The organism is Microbacterium sp. NPDC088619 (assembly GCF_044752825.1).
Lineage (GTDB): Bacteria > Actinomycetota > Actinomycetes > Actinomycetales > Microbacteriaceae > Microbacterium.
In genome coordinates this window covers 1,099,579-1,116,916 of record NZ_JBIVLZ010000001.1, presented here as the reverse complement: position 1 = coordinate 1,116,916, position 17,338 = coordinate 1,099,579, and the positions used below count along the sequence as shown (strand labels likewise).

The window sequence follows — 17,338 nt, the reverse complement described above, 5'->3', positions numbered from 1 at the left end:
GCCCAGCGTCAGATGCTCGACGCCCTCGGTGTCGAGTCGAAGCTCGAGGACTGGAGTCCCGTCGAGGCGCTGATGCGTCAGGCCGTGCCCTCCTCGATATTCACCCCCGCCTCCACGGATTCGGTCATCCCACGCGCGGCGAGTGAGACGGAGGCGCTCGCCGAGCTGCGTGCGCTCGCCTCCCGCAACACGGTGAACCGTCCGATGATCGGCCTCGGGTACTACGGCACGGTCACTCCTCAGGTGATCCAGCGCAACGTGCTCGAGAACCCCTCCTGGTACACCGCCTACACGCCGTACCAGCCGGAGATCTCGCAGGGGCGCCTCGAGGCGCTCATCAACTTCCAGACGATGGTCGCCGAATTGACCGGACTCACCACCGCCAACGCGTCGATGCTCGATGAGTCGACGGCTGTCGTCGAGGGGATGCTGCTGGCGCGCCGTGCCTCGAAGAAGGCGTCGAACGTGTTCGCCGTCGACGCGGATGCGTTCCCGCAGACGAAGGCGCTTCTCGAGACCCGCGCCGAGGCCGTGGGCATCGAACTCGTGTCGGTCGACTTCGCCGCGGGGGAGGAACTGCCCGCCGAGCTGTTCGGCGTGTTCGTGCAGTACCCCGGTGCGTCAGGCCGTGTCTGGAACCCCGCCGCCGTGATCGATGCGGCCCACCTCGCCGGCGGACTCGCCGTCGTCGCGGCCGACCTGCTCGCTCTCACTCTCATCTCGTCGCCCGGATCGCTCGGCGCCGACGTCGCGGTGGGAACGACCCAGCGATTCGGCGTGCCGATCGGCTTCGGGGGCCCGCACGCCGGCTACATGGCGGTGCGCGCGGGACTCGAGCGACAGCTCCCCGGGCGTCTGGTCGGCGTCTCGGTCGACGCCGACGGCAAGCCGGCCTATCGGCTGTCTCTGCAGACCCGCGAGCAGCACATCCGCCGCGAGAAGGCGACGAGCAACATCTGCACGGCTCAGGTGCTGCTCGCGGTGATGGCCTCGATGTACGCGGTCTACCACGGACCCGACGGGCTGAAGTCGATCGCCCGGGAGGTCGCGGCGAAGACCGCGATGCTGCGCGACTGGCTCGCCGATGCCGGCGCGGAGATCATCCACGACTCGTTCTTCGACACCCTCCAGGTGCGGGTGCCCGGACGCGCTGCGGAGTTCGCGGAGCAGGCTCATCACGGATTCGGCATCCTGCTGTACGCCGCGGACGCCGACACGATCGGCATCTCGATCGACGAGACCACGACGGTCGCCGAGCTCCACCAGGTCGCTCAGGTCTTCGGCGGTGCCCGGGAACGCGCCTTCGGGTTCTTCGGCTCCGGTTCGCAGGGCGGGCTTCCCGGGGATCTGCTCCGACAGGACGAGTACCTCACGCACCCGGTCTTCCATGCGCACCGCAGCGAGACCGCCATGATGAGGTATCTCAAGAGCCTGGCCGATCGGGACTACGCGCTCGACCGCGGCATGATCCCCCTCGGCTCGTGCACGATGAAGCTCAACGCGGCGACCGAGATGGCGTCGATCACGTGGCCCGAGTTCGCGGGCATCCACCCGTTCGCGCCCGCCTCCGATGTCGCGGGATACCTCGACATGATCACCCAGCTCGAGGCGTGGCTCGCCGAGGTCACCGGGTACGACGCAGTGTCGCTGCAGCCGAACGCCGGATCGCAAGGCGAGCTCGCCGGCTTGCTCGCGATCCGCGGCTACCACCTCGCGAACGGCGACACGCAGCGCACGGTGTGCCTGATCCCGTCGTCCGCGCACGGGACGAACGCGGCCTCTGCGGTGCTCGCCGGCATGAAGGTCGTCGTCGTGGCCTGCGACGAGCTCGGCAACGTCGACCTCCACGACCTGCAGGCCAAGATCGCGGCGCACGCCGACGAGCTCTCCGCCCTGATGATCACCTATCCGTCGACGCACGGCGTGTACGAGCAGGACGTGGTCGCGATCACGACCGCGGTGCACGAGGCCGGTGGTCAGGTCTACGTCGACGGCGCGAACCTCAACGCACTGCTCGGGTATGCCCGGTTCGGCGATCTCGGCGGCGACGTCTCGCACCTCAACCTGCACAAGACGTTCGCGATCCCGCACGGCGGCGGCGGCCCCGGTGTGGGTCCCGTCGCAGCCAAGGCGCACCTCGCGCCCTACCTGCCGTCGCACCCGCTCGCGCAGCGAGCGGAGCACGCGGGCGGATTCGTCTTCGAGGGTGGCGCCGTCTCCGCCGCACCGTACGGGTCGGCCGGCATCCTGCCGATCTCCTGGTCGTACGTGCGGATGATGGGCGCCGACGGCCTCCGCAATGCGACCGCGGCGGCCGTGCTGTCGGCGAACTACATCGCGGCGCGCCTCGGTGAGCACTACCCGGTGCTGTACGCGGGGGAAGACGGTCGGGTCGCGCACGAGTGCATCCTCGACCTGCGTCCGCTCAAGGAAGCGACCGGGATCACGGTCGACGACGTCGCCAAGCGCCTCATCGACTACGGTTTCCACGCGCCGACCATGTCGTTCCCCGTCGCGGGCACGCTCATGGTCGAGCCCACGGAGTCCGAGGACCTCGGCGAGATCGAGCGGTTCATCGAGGCGATGATCATGATCAAGGCAGAAGCGGATGCCGTCGCCTCCGGCCGCTGGCCTGCGGACGACAACCCTCTCGTCAACGCTCCGCACACCGCGGTCTCGCTGATCGCAGGGGAGTGGAACCACGCGTACACCCGCGAGGACGCCGCCTACCCGGTGCACGCCCTGGTCGCAGGCAAGTACTGGCCGCCGGTGCGCCGCATCGATCAGGCGTACGGCGACCGCAACCTCGTCTGCGCCTGCCCGCCCATCGAGGCATTCGCCTGATCAGATGATCGCGTGAAGCGGCGTCGTGTCCTTCCGGATGCGACGCCGCTTCTCATTTCCGTGCATTTCCGGATGTTTCCGCGATATTACGGGATATCACCACTCAGTAACGGTTCATTAGCCGAGCGCGATGTCCGCAGTATGCCGGGATACAGTCAACTATCCCTACGCGTTCGACGATGAGCGCGCAGTCTGATGAATTCCCGTCCACAGGAGGACACAAAGTGAAGCGCAACAAGATCGCCCTTGCGGGCACTGCGCTGTTCGCGATCGGCGCCCTGGCGCTCGCGGGCTGCGCGAGCGGTGGAAGCGACGACGGCGACGGCGGATCCGGTGCAACCGGTGACGCGGACGCCATCATCACCACGAACGGCTCGGAGCCCGAGAACCCGCTGATCCCCACCAACACCAACGAGGTGGGTGGCGGAAAGATCCTCGACGAGATCTTCGCCGGTCTGATCTATTACGACGCCGACGGCAAGCCGGTCAACGACGTGGCTGAGGAGATCACCACGGAGGACCCGCAGAACCTCACCGTCAAGATCAAGGAAGGCCTGACCTTCACCGACGGTGAAGAAGTCACCGCCGACAACTTCATCAAGGCGTGGAACTACGGCGCACAGGCCGAGAACGCACAGCTCTCCGGCTACTTCTTCGAGGACATCGAGGGCTTCATCAACGACCCGGGCGACCCGGCCAACCCCGATGACGACGTCTTCGGTGCGCAGGGCGACATGGCTGGTCTCCAGCAGGTCGACGACTACACCTTCACGATCGCGCTGAACAAGCCGGCCTCCGACTTCGCACTGCGTCTCGGATACTCGGCGTTCTACCCGCTGCCCGACGCGGCCTTCGAGGACATGGAGGCCTTCGGCCAGTTCCCGATCGGCAACGGCCCGTACATGATCGACGGCGAAGACGCGTGGCAGCACGACGTGCAGATCGACCTCGTCCGCAACGACGACTACGACGGCCCCCGCAAGGCGGCCAACGGCGGTCTGACGATCAAGTTCTACGCCACGCAGGAAGCGGCGTACGCCGACCTGCTGTCGAACGAGGTCGATGTCATCGACGCGATCCCGACCAACTCGCTGCCCGTCTTCGCCGACGAGCTCGGCGACCGCGCAGTGAACCAGCCGTCGGCAGTGTTCCAGTCGTTCACCATCGGCCAGTTCCTCCCGCACTTCAGCGGCGAAGAGGGCCAGCTGCGTCGTCAGGCGCTGTCGATGGCGATCAACCGCGAAGAGATCACCGAGACCATCTTCTCGGGCACCCGCACCCCGGCCGCCGACTTCACGTCGCCGGTCATCGCAGGCTGGTCCGACTCGGTTCCCGGCAGCGAGGTCCTCGACTACGACCCCGAGAAGGCGAAGGAGCTGTGGGCCGAGGCCGACGCCATCGCACCGTGGGACGGCGAGTTCAAGATCGCGTACAACTCCGACGGCGGGCACGACGCCTGGGTCGACGCGGTGAGCAACAGCATCAAGAACACGCTCGGCATCGAGGCATCGGGTGACCCGTACCCGACCTTCCAGGATCTTCGCACGAAGATCAACGACCGCTCCATCACCACGGCAGCGCGTTCGGGCTGGCAGGCCGACTACCCGGGTCTGTACAACTTCCTCGGACCGCTCTACGCAACGGGCGCCGGTTCCAACGACGGTGACTACTCGAACCCCGAGTTCGACGACCTCATCAAGGCCGGAATCAGCAACCCCGACGCCGACGCGCAGATCGAGGACTTCAGCCAGGCGCAGGAGGTCCTGTTCCAGGATCTTCCCGCGATCCCGCTGTGGTACTCGAACGTGACCGGTGGCTTCAGCGAGAACGTCGACAACGTCACGTTCGGCTGGAACTCGGTTCCGCTGTACTACGAGATCACGAAGGCCGGCGAGTAAAGTCTGACGGCACTTCACCTGTGAGGCGGTGACGATTCTTCGTCACCGCCTCACAGGCTTGTGTTCGCATGGCTTTCTCTGCCCTCTAAGAAGGGACAAGCGGATGCTCGGTTACATTCTGAGACGTCTTCTGCAGGTGATCCCGGTCTTCTTCGGAGCCACCCTGCTCATTTACTTCCTCGTGTTCGCCATGCCCGGCGATCCGATCCTCGCCCTGTTCGGCGACAAGACGCCGAGTCCGGCAGTCGTCACACAGCTGCGCGAGCAGTACCACCTGAACGATCCGTTCATCGTGCAGTACTGGTACTACATCACCGGCGTGTTCCAGGGTGACCTGGGCACCACCTACTCCGGTCGGCCGGTGTCTGCGGTGCTCGCCGCCACGCTTCCCGTGACCGGCCGCCTCGCGGTGATGGCGATCGCCATCGAGTTCGTGCTGGCGATCATCATCGGCACCATCTCGGCACTGCGCAAGGGCAAGCTGTTCGACAACGTCTCGCTCGTCGTCGCGCTCGTCGCGATCGCGATCCCGATCTTCGTCGTCGCGTTCCTCGCGCAGTACTTCCTCGCGATCCAGCTCGGATGGTTCAAGCCCACTGTCGGCGCGGACAACGGCTGGGGCGGTCTCTGGCTGCCGGCGATCGTGCTCGGGTTCAGCCTCTACGCCGTGAGCATGCGCCTGATGCGCAGCTCCGTCATCGAGACCTTGAACCAGGACTGGGTGCGCACGGCCTACAGCAAGGGCCTGTCGCGCAACCGTGTTCTGCCCGTGCACGTGCTGCGCAACTCGCTGATCCCCGTGATCACCAACTCCGCCACGAACTTCGGCGTGCTGCTCGTGGGTGCCACCGTCACCGAGGGCATCTTCAACGTCCCCGGTGTGGGAAACACGCTGTTCCAGGCGATCCAGCGCGGCGAGGGACCCACGGTCGTCTCGTTCGTGACCGTGTTCGTCATCCTGTACGTGTTGGTGAACCTTCTCATCGACCTGCTCTACGGTCTGCTCGACCCGAGGATTCGCTATGCCTGATCCCACCTCTCAGAAGCACTACGTCGCCCCGATCGAGACGGAGTCGATCGCTGTCGACGCCGTCCGCATCTCCGACAAGCCCAGCAATCTCTGGCGAGACGCCTGGTTCGACGTCCGGCGTCGTCCGCTGTTCTGGTTCTCGATCGTGCTCGCGCTCTTCTTCCTCGTCATGGCGCTGTGGCCGACCCTGTTCACCGCCACACCGCCGAACGACGACTGCCAGTTGGCGAACAGCAACGGCGGCCCGACCGAGGGGCACCCGCTGGGGTTCACGTTCCAGGGCTGTGACATCTACGCCCGCATCGTGTGGGGGTCGCAGACCTCCCTTGCGGTCGGTCTGATCGCGACCCTGATCTCGTCGGTCCTCGGCCTGATCATGGGAGCCCTCGCGGGCTTCTACGGCGGATGGCTCGACGGTCTGCTGTCGCGCATCGGCGACATCTTCTTCGCGATCCCGTACATCCTCGCGGCAGTCGTCGTGATGACCGTCTTCCGGGATTCCCGCTCGGTGTGGACACTCGCCTTCGCTATCGGAGCGTTCGCGTGGGCCTCGACGGCCCGCGTCGTGCGCGCTGAGGTGCTCCGGGTGCGGCAGGCGGACTTCGTCATGGCCTCGCAGGCGCTCGGTCAGTCGAAGTTCAAGATCCTCCTGAACCACGTCGTCCCGAACGCCATCGCGCCGCTCCTCGTCGTCTCCACGCTCGGACTCGCGGCGGCGATCGTCGCGGAGGCCACCCTGTCGTTCCTCGGTGTGGGTCTCGGCAGCGACGTGATGTCGTGGGGCAACGACATCGCGAAGGCTCAGGCCTCGCTGCGTGTCGCGCCGATGGCGCTCATCTATCCGTCGATCGCACTCACCCTCGCGGTGCTGGCGTTCGTCACCCTGGGCGAGCTCATCCGAGACGCCCTCGACCCGAAGGCGAGGGCACGCCGATGAGCGAGCGAATCACCGAACAGGTCCCGCTGCTGAGCATCCGCGACCTCACGGTCGCGTTCCGCACGCAGGAGGGCCTGCGCGAAGTGCTCCACGGAGTCAGCTTCGACGTCATGCCCGGCGAGACCGTCGCGATCGTGGGCGAGTCGGGCTCCGGCAAGTCCACGACGGCCACGGCCATCGTGAACCTGCTCCCGGGAACCGGCGAGGTCACCGCCGGTTCGATCACCCTCGAAGGCCGCGAGCTCACGACACTCAACCGTCGCGAGATCGAGGCTGTGCGCGGTCGGGATATCGGCTTCGTGCCGCAGGATCCGATGTCGAACCTCAACCCGGTCTGGAGCATCGGCTTCCAGGTCAAGGAGGCGATCCGTGCGAACGGCATCGCTCAGGGGCGCGACGCCGCCAAGGCGCGCACCGTCGAGGTGCTGCAGCAGGCCGGTCTGGCTGACGCCGAGAAGCGTCTGCACCAGTTCCCGCACCAGTTCTCGGGCGGCATGCGCCAGCGCGCGCTGATCGGCATGGGCCTCGCGGCCGACCCGAAGCTGCTCATCGCCGACGAGCCGACCTCGGCTCTCGATGTGACGGTGCAGCGCGTGATCCTCGATCACATGGCCTCGCTCACTCGCGACAAGGGCACCTCGGTGCTCCTGATCACGCACGACCTCGGCCTCGCCGCCGAGCGTGCCGACAAGATCATCGTGATGAACGGCGGCAACATCGTCGAGGCCGGCCCCAGCCGCGAGATCCTCGAGAACCCGCAGCATCCGTACACGAAGCGGCTGGTCGCCGCGGCGCCCAGCGTCGCATCGCAGCGTATCCAGGCGGTGGTGGAGGATCGAGGCATCGAGACTCTCGACGACCTCGCCGACATCCCGCCGACGGTGCGCGTCGCCGGGCTCACGAAGGACTATCGGATCCGCCAGGGCGGCTTCCGCAGTGAAGCCTTCCGTGCGGTCGACGACGTCTCGTTCGCGATCCCCCGTGGCAAGACCCTCGCCCTGGTGGGGGAGTCAGGTTCCGGCAAGTCCACCGTGGCGAAGATGGTGCTGAAGCTCGAGGAGCCCACCAGCGGCGTCATCGAGATCGACGGCCAGGATGTGTCGAAGCTCTCGAACGCTCAGGCGTTCGGACTGCGTCGGCGCATGCAGCCCGTGTTCCAGGACCCGTACGGCTCGCTCGACCCGCTGCGCAACATCGGCAACACGATCGCCGAACCGCTGCAGATCCACGGTGTCGGCGACCGCGCGTCACAGCGCGAGCGGGTCGAGGAGCTGCTCGACCAGGTCTCGCTGCCGCGCGTTCTGGCGACCCGGTATCCGAACGAGCTCTCGGGCGGACAGCGTCAGCGTGTCGCCATCGCGCGTGCGCTCGCGCTCAAGCCCGACATCATCGTCCTCGATGAGGCGGTGTCGGCGCTCGACGTGCTGGTGCAGGATCAGGTGCTGCAGCTGCTGGCCGAGCTCCAGTCGGAGCTCGGGCTCACGTATCTGTTCATCACGCACGACCTCGCCGTCGTCCGTGTCTCGAGCGACCTCGTGTGCGTCATGGAGAAGGGAAAGATCGTCGAGCAGGGCACCGTCGACGAGATCTTCGCCAACCCGCAGCAGGAGTACACCGATCGTCTGCTGAAGGCGATCCCCGGGGCATCGATCACCCTCGGCGGTCACTGAGAGTGAGCACCGAACCTCGACCGGAGGCCGCACGGAGATTCCGTGCGGCCTCCGGGCCTGTCTCCCTCGTTCTCTGCTCGCTGCTCGCGCTCTTCCTGCTCGGCGATGCCGTCGTGCGTGCCGGGTGGGGACAGATGCTCCTGCTCGCCCCGTGGGTGCTGCTCGGTCTCTGGGTCGTGTACGAGATCGCCTTCGTCTCGGTCGTGCGCGTCGACGGCGAGGGGGCGATGGTGCAGAACATGCTGCGCCGGACGTCGTTCGGGTGGAGCCGCGTCCGCGACATCGACCTGCGCTGGCAGCTCGTCTTCTCGCTCGACGACGGCACGGATCTCTCCAGTTACGGGGGACCGGCGAGAGCACGTCCGATCCGGCGCCAGGTGCGCGAGGACGACGAGGCCAAGGCGCCTGCCGGACTCCGCGAGCTCACCGAGATCCGGGACCGCTGGCAGGCGGCTCCCTCGACCGCGGACGCTCCGATCCGCCGCACCTGGGACTCTCGGGCGCTCATCGCGCTCGGCGTCATCGTGCTCTGGGCCGTGGCGTCGATCGTCATCGCGAACGGCTGAGCGCGCGGAGCACCGTCAGCCGGGGAGCCCGAAGAGCATCGGCCAGGTGGCCGCCGCCCAGGGGTAGCCGACGAACACCGTGGCGTCGATCAGGAAGTGCGCGACGAGGAACGGCATGAGCCGTCCGCTGCGCTGGAACAGCCATCCGAAGAGCAGCCCCATCGCCAGGTTCCCGATGAACGCTCCAGGGCCCTGATAGAGGTGGTAGCTCGCCCGCAGCACCGATGTGGTGAAGATGATCGCCCAGGGCCCCCAGCCCAGCTGCCTGAGCCGCGCGAAGAGATAGCCGAGCACGACGAACTCCTCCTGCAGCGATGCCCGGGCTGCCGCGAGGAGAAGGACCGGGACCGTCCACCAGTGGGTGTCGAGCCCTGCCGGGTTGACCGCGACGAAGAGTCCGAGGGCACGCCCGGCGAGATACAGACCGAGACCGGGGATGCCGATGGCCGCGACCAGCAGGATGCCTCGACCGACATCGGGTCCGACCCGGGTGCCGTCGAGACCCAGTCGGCCGAGATGCGGTCTGGACGACTGCCACAGCAGGAAGCACACGAGCAGCACCGGGACGAGGGAGAACCCGATCGACAGGACCTGGTAGATCAGGTCGAAGATCTCCCTGTCGCTTCGGGAGGGGTTGAGGGTGGCGGTCTGATCGGCCAGCGGCGTCTCGTCCGTGAGCCGGTAGGCGAGCTGAACGATCGCGTACACCGCCGATTGGCCGAGACCGAGGGCGAGGACGATGGCGATCTCCCACCACAGGCGACTGCGAGAGGGGGCGGGGGAGAGGTCGACAGCGGTCACGTTCCCGATCGTACTTCGAGCGCTCAGGAACGAGTCGTCGGCATACGGTAGTCTGGAACGTCGGCTTCTCGGCAAAACCCCACACTCTTTAGGACATCTGCATGGCGCACGCCCTCCGTTCTGACCTCCGCAACGTCGCAATCGTCGCTCACGTCGACCACGGTAAGACCACCCTCGTCGACGCCATGCTGCGTCAGACGGGCTCCTTCGGCGAACACGCGCATGTCGATGAACGCGCGATGGACTCCAACGACCTGGAGCGTGAGAAGGGCATCACGATCCTCGCCAAGAACACGGCGATCACCTACAAGGGCAAGCATGCTCAGGGCAAGGAGATCACTATCAACGTGATCGACACCCCCGGTCACGCCGACTTCGGTGGAGAGGTCGAGCGCGGCCTGTCCATGGTCGACGGTGTCGTGCTGCTCGTCGACGCCAGCGAGGGCCCGCTTCCGCAGACCCGCTTCGTGCTGCGCAAGGCGCTCGAGGCCAAGCTGCCCGTCATCCTCCTGGTCAACAAGACCGACCGCCCCGACGCTCGCATCGCCGAGGTCGAGGAAGAGGCCCACGACCTGCTGCTCGGCCTCGCATCCGACCTCGTCGACGACGTGCCCGACCTCGACGTCGACGCTCTGCTCGACGTCCCCGTCGTCTACGCCTCCGGCCGTGCCGGCGCTGCGTCGCGCAACCGCCCGGCCGACGGGTCGCTGCCTGACAACGACGACCTCGAGCCGCTCTTCGAGGCGATCCTCGAGCACGTTCCGGCTCCGGAGTACGACGACGAGCACCCGCTGCAGGCCTGGGTCACCAACCTCGACTCCAGCCCGTTCCTCGGTCGCCTCGCGCTTCTCCGCGTCTTCAACGGCACGCTGAAGAAGGGCCAGACCGTCGCCTGGGTCCGTGCAGACGGCACGCACCAGAACGCTCGCATCACCGAGCTGCTCAAGACGCGTGCACTCGAGCGCTACCCCGCCGAGTCCGCAGGCCCCGGCGACATCGTCGCCATCGCCGGCTTCGAGAACATCACGATCGGCGAGACCATCGCCGACCCCGAGGACGTCCGCCCGCTTCCCGCGATCACGGTCGACGACCCCGCCATCTCGATGACCATCGGCACGAACACCTCGCCGCTCATGGGCAAGGTCAAGGGCCACAAGCTCACCGCTCGCATGGTCAAGGACCGTCTCGACAAGGAGCTGATCGGCAACGTCTCGCTCAAGGTCGTCGACGTCGGACGCCCCGACGCCTGGGAGGTCCAGGGGCGTGGCGAGCTCGCTCTGGCGATCCTCGTCGAGAACATGCGTCGTGAAGGCTTCGAGCTCACGGTCGGCAAGCCGCAGGTGGTCACGAAGAAGATCGACGGCAAGACCTACGAGCCGTTCGAGCACCTCACGATCGACACGCCGGAGGAGCACCTCGGCGCCATCACGCAGCTGCTCGCGAACCGCAAGGGCCGCATGGAGAACATGACGAACCACGGCACCGGCTGGGTGCGCATGGAGTTCATCGTCCCGTCCCGTGGCCTCATCGGCTTCCGCAGCGAGTTCCTGACCACGACCCGCGGCACCGGAATCGCCAACGCGATCTCGCACGGCTACGAGCCGTGGGCAGGTTCCATCACGACCCGCCAGAACGGCTCGATCGTCGCGGACCGCTCGGGTGTCGTCACCCCCTTCGCGATGATCGCCCTGCAGGAGCGCATGTCGTTCTTCGTGCAGCCCACGCAGGAGGTCTACGAGGGCATGGTCATCGGCGAGAACTCGCGCGCCGACGACATGGACGTCAACATCACGAAGGAGAAGAAGCTCACCAACATGCGTGCGGCGAGCTCCGACACCTTCGAGTCGATGACCCCTCCGCGCCAGCTGACGCTCGAGGAGAGCCTCGAGTTCGCCCGTGACGACGAATGTGTCGAGGTCACTCCCGAGGTCGTCCGCATCCGCAAGGTCAACCTCGACGCCAACACGCGTGCTCGCGACACCGCGCGCCTGAAGCGTCAGGATGCCGGCTCCTGAGAATCCTCTAAGAGAAGGGCCCTGCGCAGCTGAAAATGACTGCACAGGGCCCTTTTTTCATGAAACACCCAGGCGGGACGTTGCAGAATCGTTACCTTGCGCCTGGGGCAACCTCCCGATGAGTGTCCTGTTACGGGCGTACGACGACCCGAAAGTCGAACCCATGCTTCAGAACACCCGTGCGCTTCGGCGCGCCCACGCGGCGGCATCAGCCCGCAACGCGATCACGGCACGTCGCCCCAAGCTGATTCTCGGCACCATCACCGGCGGCCTGCTCGGTGTCGCCCTGACCGTCGGCATCGTGTCCGCCCCCGCGGCCGGTGCCGAGCTGCCGGACGCCGTCGCCGGCGTCACGTCCTTCGTCACCGGCGAGACCGATCAGCCGGCGAAGAGCGCTGACGACTCAGCCCTGACGATGGTCGCCGCTCAGGAAGCCGTCGCCGCAGCTGAGGCTGTGAACGCCGAGGTCGCGGCATCGGGTCTCGACCTCGGCACTGCACCCTCTTCGGTCGATACCGCCGACGTGACCGCCTGGGTCGCTCAGCTCTCGGACCGCGACGAGTTCTCTGACCGGGAGCTCACGAGCCTCACTGCGTATGCGGTCACCGGGACGGACGAGATCGTCGCTGAGACCGCCGCCCTGCAGGAATCGTTCGTGGCTGCTCAGCAGGCGAAAGCGGCCGCGGACGCGGCTGCAGTGCAGGCGGCGGCTGAAGCCGCGGCACTCGCTCAGACGAACACCGTCGACGGTGCGAAGGCCGCGGCTCGCGACATCGCTTCAGGTCAGTACGGGTGGGGTGCCGACCAGTTCTCCTGCCTGGATTCACTGTGGACCAAGGAATCCGGCTGGAACTACAAGGCGTACAACGCCTCGGGGGGCGCGACGGGGATTCCGCAGGCTCTGCCCGGAAGCAAGATGGCGTCTGCCGGATCCGACTGGCAGACGAACGCGGCCACGCAGATCCGCTGGGGTCTGGGATACATCTCGTCGGTGTACGGCACCCCCTGTAGCGCGTGGGGGCACTCGCAGTCCGTGAACTGGTACTGAGCACCCGGCATCCGACCGGCGTCACCACCGAGACCCACCCCGCACGCGTGCGGCGGTGGGTCTCGGCGTTCTCGGACAGAAGCTGAAACAGGCACTCTGTGCTCTAGGCAGCGCGAGGCATTGCCACTACGGTGAGCGGTGACGGCTGGGGGGTCGTGAACTCGGAGGAGAACGCATGGACGTCGCGGCACTGGCAGACATCCCCCAACAGGTGTCGACCGGCGCGTTGCCGGGGTGGGACAGCGTCGACGAGCTCGTACGCGAAGCCCACCGCCGTTACGCGGATGACCGGAGGGGCGCTGTCGCCGACTACATTCCGGTGCTCGCGGAAGTCGACCCCGAGTTGTTCGGCCTCGCGGTCATCGAGGTCGATGGCGGCCTGCACGACGCCGGAGATGCAGTGCATCCGTTCTCGATCCAGTCGATATCGAAGATGTTCGTCTACGCGCTGGCCATCCAGGAGCACGGCCATGAGCGGGTGCGCGAGATCGTCGGTGTGAACAACACGGGACTCGCCTTCAACTCGTTGATGGCGCTAGAGCTCAATGCGGGGCATCCCATGAATCCGATGGTCAACGCCGGTGCGATCGCCACCACGGCGCTCATGCCGGGGCAGACGGCCGTCGAGCAGTGGGAGCGCGTCCGAGAGGGGCTCTCGGCGTTCGCCGGACGCCCGCTGAGCCTCGACGGGATCGTCTACGCGTCGGAGGCGGAGACGAACGAGCGGAACCGGGCGATGGGATGGCTGCTGCGCAGCTACGGTCGGCTGTCCGGTGACCCGGATGAAGTGGTGGACGTCTACACGCGTCAGTGCGCGCTCAGCGTCACCGCGCATGATCTCGCGGTGATGGGAGCGACACTCGCAGACGGCGGCGTGAACCCGATCACCGGCGAGCGTGTCGTCTCGGCGGATGTGTGTCGCGACACCCTCGCCGTCGTCGCCTCGACCGGCCTCTACGAAACCTCGGGGGAGTGGCTGTTCGAGATCGGGCTGCCGGCCAAGTCGGGGGTCGCAGGAGGCATCGTGGCAGTCGCACCTGGCAAGGGCGCAGTCGCCGGATTCTCCCCTCGTCTCGATCCCGCGGGCAATTCGGTGCGGTCGCAGCTCGCGATCGGACACCTCTCGCGCGCACTCGGGCTGAACCTGTTCGCTTCTGCACCCTCGGCGACCACTCGGCCGACGGACTGACCCCATCCACCGTTCGGAGGACCTTGCCATGACTCAGACCGCCCCGGCGCCCACCAAGACCTCCTGGATGCCGCTCGTCAGCCTCTTCCTCGCCCAGGTGCTCATGTCGTTCAACGTGGCCGCCCTCCCGATCTCGCTCGGTGGCATGGTCAGCGAGTTCGGAGTGCCGCCGACCGTCGCCAGCACGACGATCGTGATGTACGGGCTCGCGGTGGCAGCGCTGGTCATGACCGGCGCGAAGCTCGGTCAAAGAATCGGCTGGGTGCTCATCTTCCGTATCGTGATCGGCCTCTTCGCCGCATCCTCCGTGCTGATGATCGTGTCTCCGAGCGTGGGGTGGGCGATCGCGGGACAGGCTGTCGCCGGCGCGGCGGCGGCGATCATCGTCCCCTCGATCGTGGCGCTGATCGCCGAGAACTATCGCGGACCGCAGCAGGCCACAGCGATCGGCGCCATCGGCTCCGCCAGGGCGATCTCGGGGGTCACCGCCTTCCTGATCGGCGGCACTCTCGGAACGCTCGTCGGATGGCGTCCGATGTTCTTCATCGTGTTCGGCATCGCGGTGGTGGTGTTCGCATTCAGCTTCACCCTCCGTGGTGATCGCGGAGATGCGTCGATCCGCATCGACCTCGTCGCGTCGCTGCTCATCGGCGCGGCGATCGTCCTTCTCACCCTCGGCTTCAACAACCTGAACGGGTGGGGTGCGGTCGCCGCGACGGAGGCTGCGCCCTTCAGCATCCTCGGACTCTCACCCGCACCCGCTTTCGTCGTCGTGGGGATCGTGCTCGGGCAGTGCTTCTTCGTCTGGACTCGGAGGCGCATGGCCGAGGGCAAGGTGCCCCTGATCGACCTCAGCATCCTCGACTCGTCGAAGGAGCGCGCGGCCGTCTATGCGATGTTCATCGTCGTGGCGCTCGAGGCGTGCGTGAACTTCACCATCCCGCTGTACATCCAGATAGTGCAGGGGAGGACGCCTTTCGACACGTCGCTGGCGATGATGCCGTTCAACCTGACGGTCTTCATCACCGCCACGCTCGTCGTCCGCTTCTACAAGCGCTATCCGCCGCGGGTGATCGGCGTCTTCGGTTTCATCCTGACGACGGTCGCGCTCGTCTGGCTGTCCTTCGTCGTGAACAACAACTGGGAGACGCTCCCGACGATCCTCGGACTCATCGTCTTCGGGATCGGTCAGGGTGCGCTCGTGACCCTCGTGTTCAACGTGCTCGTCACCTCCGCCCCCGCCGAGCTCGCAGGGGATGTCGGGTCACTCCGAGGCACGACGCAGAACCTCGCCTCAGCGGTCGGAACCGCCCTGGCCGGCGCGCTCCTCGTCTCGCTTCTCGGTGTGAGCATCGGTCGTGCGGTCGTCGAGCATCCTGACCTGCCGCCCTCGCTCGTCGCGCAGGTCGACATGGACAACCTGAACTTCGTCAGCAACGACGATCTCCGCGAGGCGCTCGAACGGACCGACGCGACCCCCGAGCAGATCGACGCGGCGGTGGCCGTCAATGAGGAGTCGCGTCTGGGTACGCTGCGACTCGGGCTGCTGCTGCTCGCAGGCCTCAGCGCGGTGGCGATCCTGCCGGCATCGAGGCTTCCGAGGTACAAGCCCGACGAGATCCCCGACCCGTCGCCGGTCGCGGGCGCGGGTCCGGAATGACGCTCAGCGCAGCTCGGAGATGAGAACCGCGCTGGTTCCGGCGACGGTCGCCTCGAACAGGTGCGGTGCGTCGCCGGCGTACGAGAGGTAGTCGCCGGGATCGAGCAGCACCGGGGCGTCTGCCGGGCCGATCCGGGCTTGCCCGGAGATGAGGACCACGTGCTCGGTGGTGCCTGCATGATGCGGATCGGAGCGCCGCGGATCGCCGGGCTCGGCCTGGATCAGGTAGACGTCCCGCCGGGCGCCCGGAGGGCTCGCCGACAGCAGGGTCGCGCTGTATGCCGCCGCTGACGACGGCACCCCCGCATGATCGTCGGCGCGGATGAGCGTCGGCGCATTGGTCTGCTGGTCGACGAGGACGGCGAACGGGACCCCGAGCGCGACGCCCAGAGCCCAGAGCGTCTCGACGCTGGGATTGCCCGAGCCGGATTCGAGTTGCGAGACGGTCGCCTTCGAGATCCCCGCGCGGCGTGCCAGCTCGGAGACGGACAGGCCGGCCCTCTCACGCTCTTTGCGCAACGTGCGGGCGATGCGGGTTCGGAGATCCTCCATCTGTTCAGTATGTCAAACGATCGTTCGCTTGACTATCCGTGCGGTGTTGTTCAGAATGATGGTCATGTGTTCACTGCAGCGAACGGTTGTGCGATGACCGCCGAGCGCGAGGTGTGGCGCGAAGCGCTGGGGGTGGTCCTCGCGACCAGCGCCTATGGCGTCTCGTTCGGCGCGCTCGCCGTGGCATCCGGCCTCGATGTCTGGCAGACGTGCGTCCTCAGTCTGCTGATGTTCACCGGTGGATCTCAGTTCGCCTTCGTCGGCGTGTTCGCCGCAGGGGGAGTGTCGGCGCTTCCGTCGGCGATCGCATCGGCGGCGCTGCTCGGGGTGCGCAACGTCGCGTACGGCATGCGGATGTCTCCGATCGTGGGAACGACGCCAGGCCGCCGGATCGCAGCGGCGCACTTCACGATCGACGAGTCCACCGCGGTGGCCATCTCGCAGAGTGATCCTCGCCTGAGGCAGGTCGGCTTCTGGGTCACCGGCATCGGGATCTTCCTCGGGTGGAACATCACGACCCTGATCGGCGCGCTGGTCGGCGACGTGCTCGGCGACCCGAAGACCTGGGGGCTGGATGCTGCCGCTGCCGCCGCGTTCCTGGCGCTGCTCTGGCCACGACTCAAGGAACGCCAGGCCATCGCGGTCGGCGTGGCCGCAGCGGTCGTCGCGGCCGCGCTCACGCCGTTCATCATGCCCGGGCTGCCGGTGCTGGTCGCCGCGGTCGTCGCGATCGTCGTCGGCTGGTTCAACTGGCTGGGGAGAATCGACGACGCGACGGCAGACGCCGGGGAGGGTGTTCGATGAGCATCTGGAGTGCGATCCTGCTCGCCGCGTTGATCTGCCTGGCGCTGAAGGCGACCGGCTACCTCGTGCCGCCGAGCGTGCTCGAGGCACCACGACCGGCGCGAATCTCCGACCTGCTCACGGTGGCGCTCCTCGCCGCACTCGTCGCCGTACAGACACTCGGTGCGGGGCAGGCGGTGGTCGTCGATGCGCGGCTCCCCGCTCTGCTCGTCGCGGGGGGTCTTCTCTGGCTGCGTCAGTCGTTCCTGGTCGTGGTGTTCGCTGCGGCACTCGTCGCCGCACTTCTGCGGTTGCTCGGGCTCGCCGCCTGAGCGGAGCAGATCG

General features: G+C 67.0%; 14 protein-coding genes. 12 read left to right on the top strand and 2 right to left on the bottom strand.

Features of this window, described 5'->3' with window-relative positions; all coding sequences use genetic code 11:
* The first annotated feature begins 12 nt into the window (after window positions 1-12).
* From gcvP to ACIP5T_RS05650, 6 genes are all read left to right on the top strand, one after another.
* Entirely contained in the window at window positions 13-2,844 is a 2,832-nt protein-coding gene (gene gcvP / locus ACIP5T_RS05675) for an aminomethyl-transferring glycine dehydrogenase (RefSeq protein ID WP_400864618.1), read from the top strand.
* A gap of 224 nt (window positions 2,845-3,068) precedes the next feature.
* Window positions 3,069-4,742: an ABC transporter substrate-binding protein gene (locus ACIP5T_RS05670; RefSeq protein ID WP_400861320.1), complete on the top strand. Its 1,674-nt coding sequence runs from the start codon at window positions 3,069-3,071 to the stop codon at window positions 4,740-4,742.
* Window positions 4,743-4,845: 103 nt separating this feature from the next.
* Complete coding sequence (locus tag ACIP5T_RS05665) at window positions 4,846-5,772, top strand: ABC transporter permease (protein WP_400861318.1); 927 nt, start codon at window positions 4,846-4,848, stop codon at window positions 5,770-5,772.
* Window positions 5,765-6,709, top strand: coding sequence for an ABC transporter permease (locus ACIP5T_RS05660; protein ID WP_400861316.1), 945 nt, complete (start codon window positions 5,765-5,767; stop codon window positions 6,707-6,709). Before ACIP5T_RS05665 ends, ACIP5T_RS05660 begins: the two co-directional genes overlap by 8 nt.
* Window positions 6,706-8,379: a dipeptide ABC transporter ATP-binding protein gene (locus ACIP5T_RS05655; protein ID WP_400861313.1), complete on the top strand. Its 1,674-nt coding sequence runs from the start codon at window positions 6,706-6,708 to the stop codon at window positions 8,377-8,379. Before ACIP5T_RS05660 ends, ACIP5T_RS05655 begins: the two co-directional genes overlap by 4 nt.
* A 2-nt stretch (window positions 8,380-8,381) precedes the next feature.
* Entirely contained in the window at window positions 8,382-8,945 is a 564-nt protein-coding gene (locus tag ACIP5T_RS05650) for a PH domain-containing protein (RefSeq protein WP_400861311.1), read from the top strand.
* 15 nt (window positions 8,946-8,960) lie between these two features.
* On the opposite strand, the gene ACIP5T_RS05645 is transcribed toward ACIP5T_RS05650, so the two are convergent.
* Window positions 8,961-9,755, bottom strand: a complete 795-nt coding sequence (locus ACIP5T_RS05645) for a CPBP family intramembrane glutamic endopeptidase (protein WP_400864615.1) — start codon at window positions 9,753-9,755, stop codon at window positions 8,961-8,963.
* 92 nt (window positions 9,756-9,847) lie between these two features.
* Here ACIP5T_RS05645 and typA point away from each other — a divergent pair, with 92 nt between their 5' ends.
* The 4 genes from typA (at window position 9,848) to ACIP5T_RS05625 (ending at window position 15,658) form a co-directional block, all read left to right on the top strand.
* Window positions 9,848-11,761, top strand: a complete 1,914-nt coding sequence (gene typA, locus ACIP5T_RS05640; protein ID WP_400861308.1) for a translational GTPase TypA — start codon at window positions 9,848-9,850, stop codon at window positions 11,759-11,761.
* Between the two features lie 163 nt (window positions 11,762-11,924).
* Window positions 11,925-12,809, top strand: coding sequence for a phospholipase (locus tag ACIP5T_RS05635; RefSeq protein ID WP_400861305.1), 885 nt, complete (start codon window positions 11,925-11,927; stop codon window positions 12,807-12,809).
* A gap of 175 nt (window positions 12,810-12,984) precedes the next feature.
* Entirely contained in the window at window positions 12,985-13,998 is a 1,014-nt protein-coding gene (glsA, locus tag ACIP5T_RS05630; protein WP_400861303.1) for a glutaminase A, read from the top strand.
* A gap of 28 nt (window positions 13,999-14,026) precedes the next feature.
* On the top strand, window positions 14,027-15,658 hold the full coding sequence (locus tag ACIP5T_RS05625) for an MFS transporter (RefSeq protein WP_400861300.1): 1,632 nt from the start codon (window positions 14,027-14,029) through the stop codon (window positions 15,656-15,658).
* 3 nt (window positions 15,659-15,661) lie between these two features.
* On the opposite strand, the gene ACIP5T_RS05620 is transcribed toward ACIP5T_RS05625, so the two are convergent.
* Entirely contained in the window at window positions 15,662-16,210 is a 549-nt protein-coding gene (locus ACIP5T_RS05620) for a helix-turn-helix domain-containing protein (protein ID WP_400861298.1), read from the bottom strand.
* Window positions 16,211-16,303: 93 nt separating this feature from the next.
* Between ACIP5T_RS05620 and ACIP5T_RS05615 the strand changes: the two genes are divergently transcribed.
* Both ACIP5T_RS05615 and ACIP5T_RS05610 read left to right on the top strand, forming a co-directional pair.
* On the top strand, window positions 16,304-17,014 hold the full coding sequence (locus ACIP5T_RS05615) for an AzlC family ABC transporter permease (protein WP_400861295.1): 711 nt from the start codon (window positions 16,304-16,306) through the stop codon (window positions 17,012-17,014).
* Window positions 17,011-17,325: an AzlD domain-containing protein gene (locus tag ACIP5T_RS05610; RefSeq protein ID WP_400861293.1), complete on the top strand. Its 315-nt coding sequence runs from the start codon at window positions 17,011-17,013 to the stop codon at window positions 17,323-17,325. Before ACIP5T_RS05615 ends, ACIP5T_RS05610 begins: the two co-directional genes overlap by 4 nt.
* Window positions 17,326-17,338: the final 13 nt, after the last annotated feature.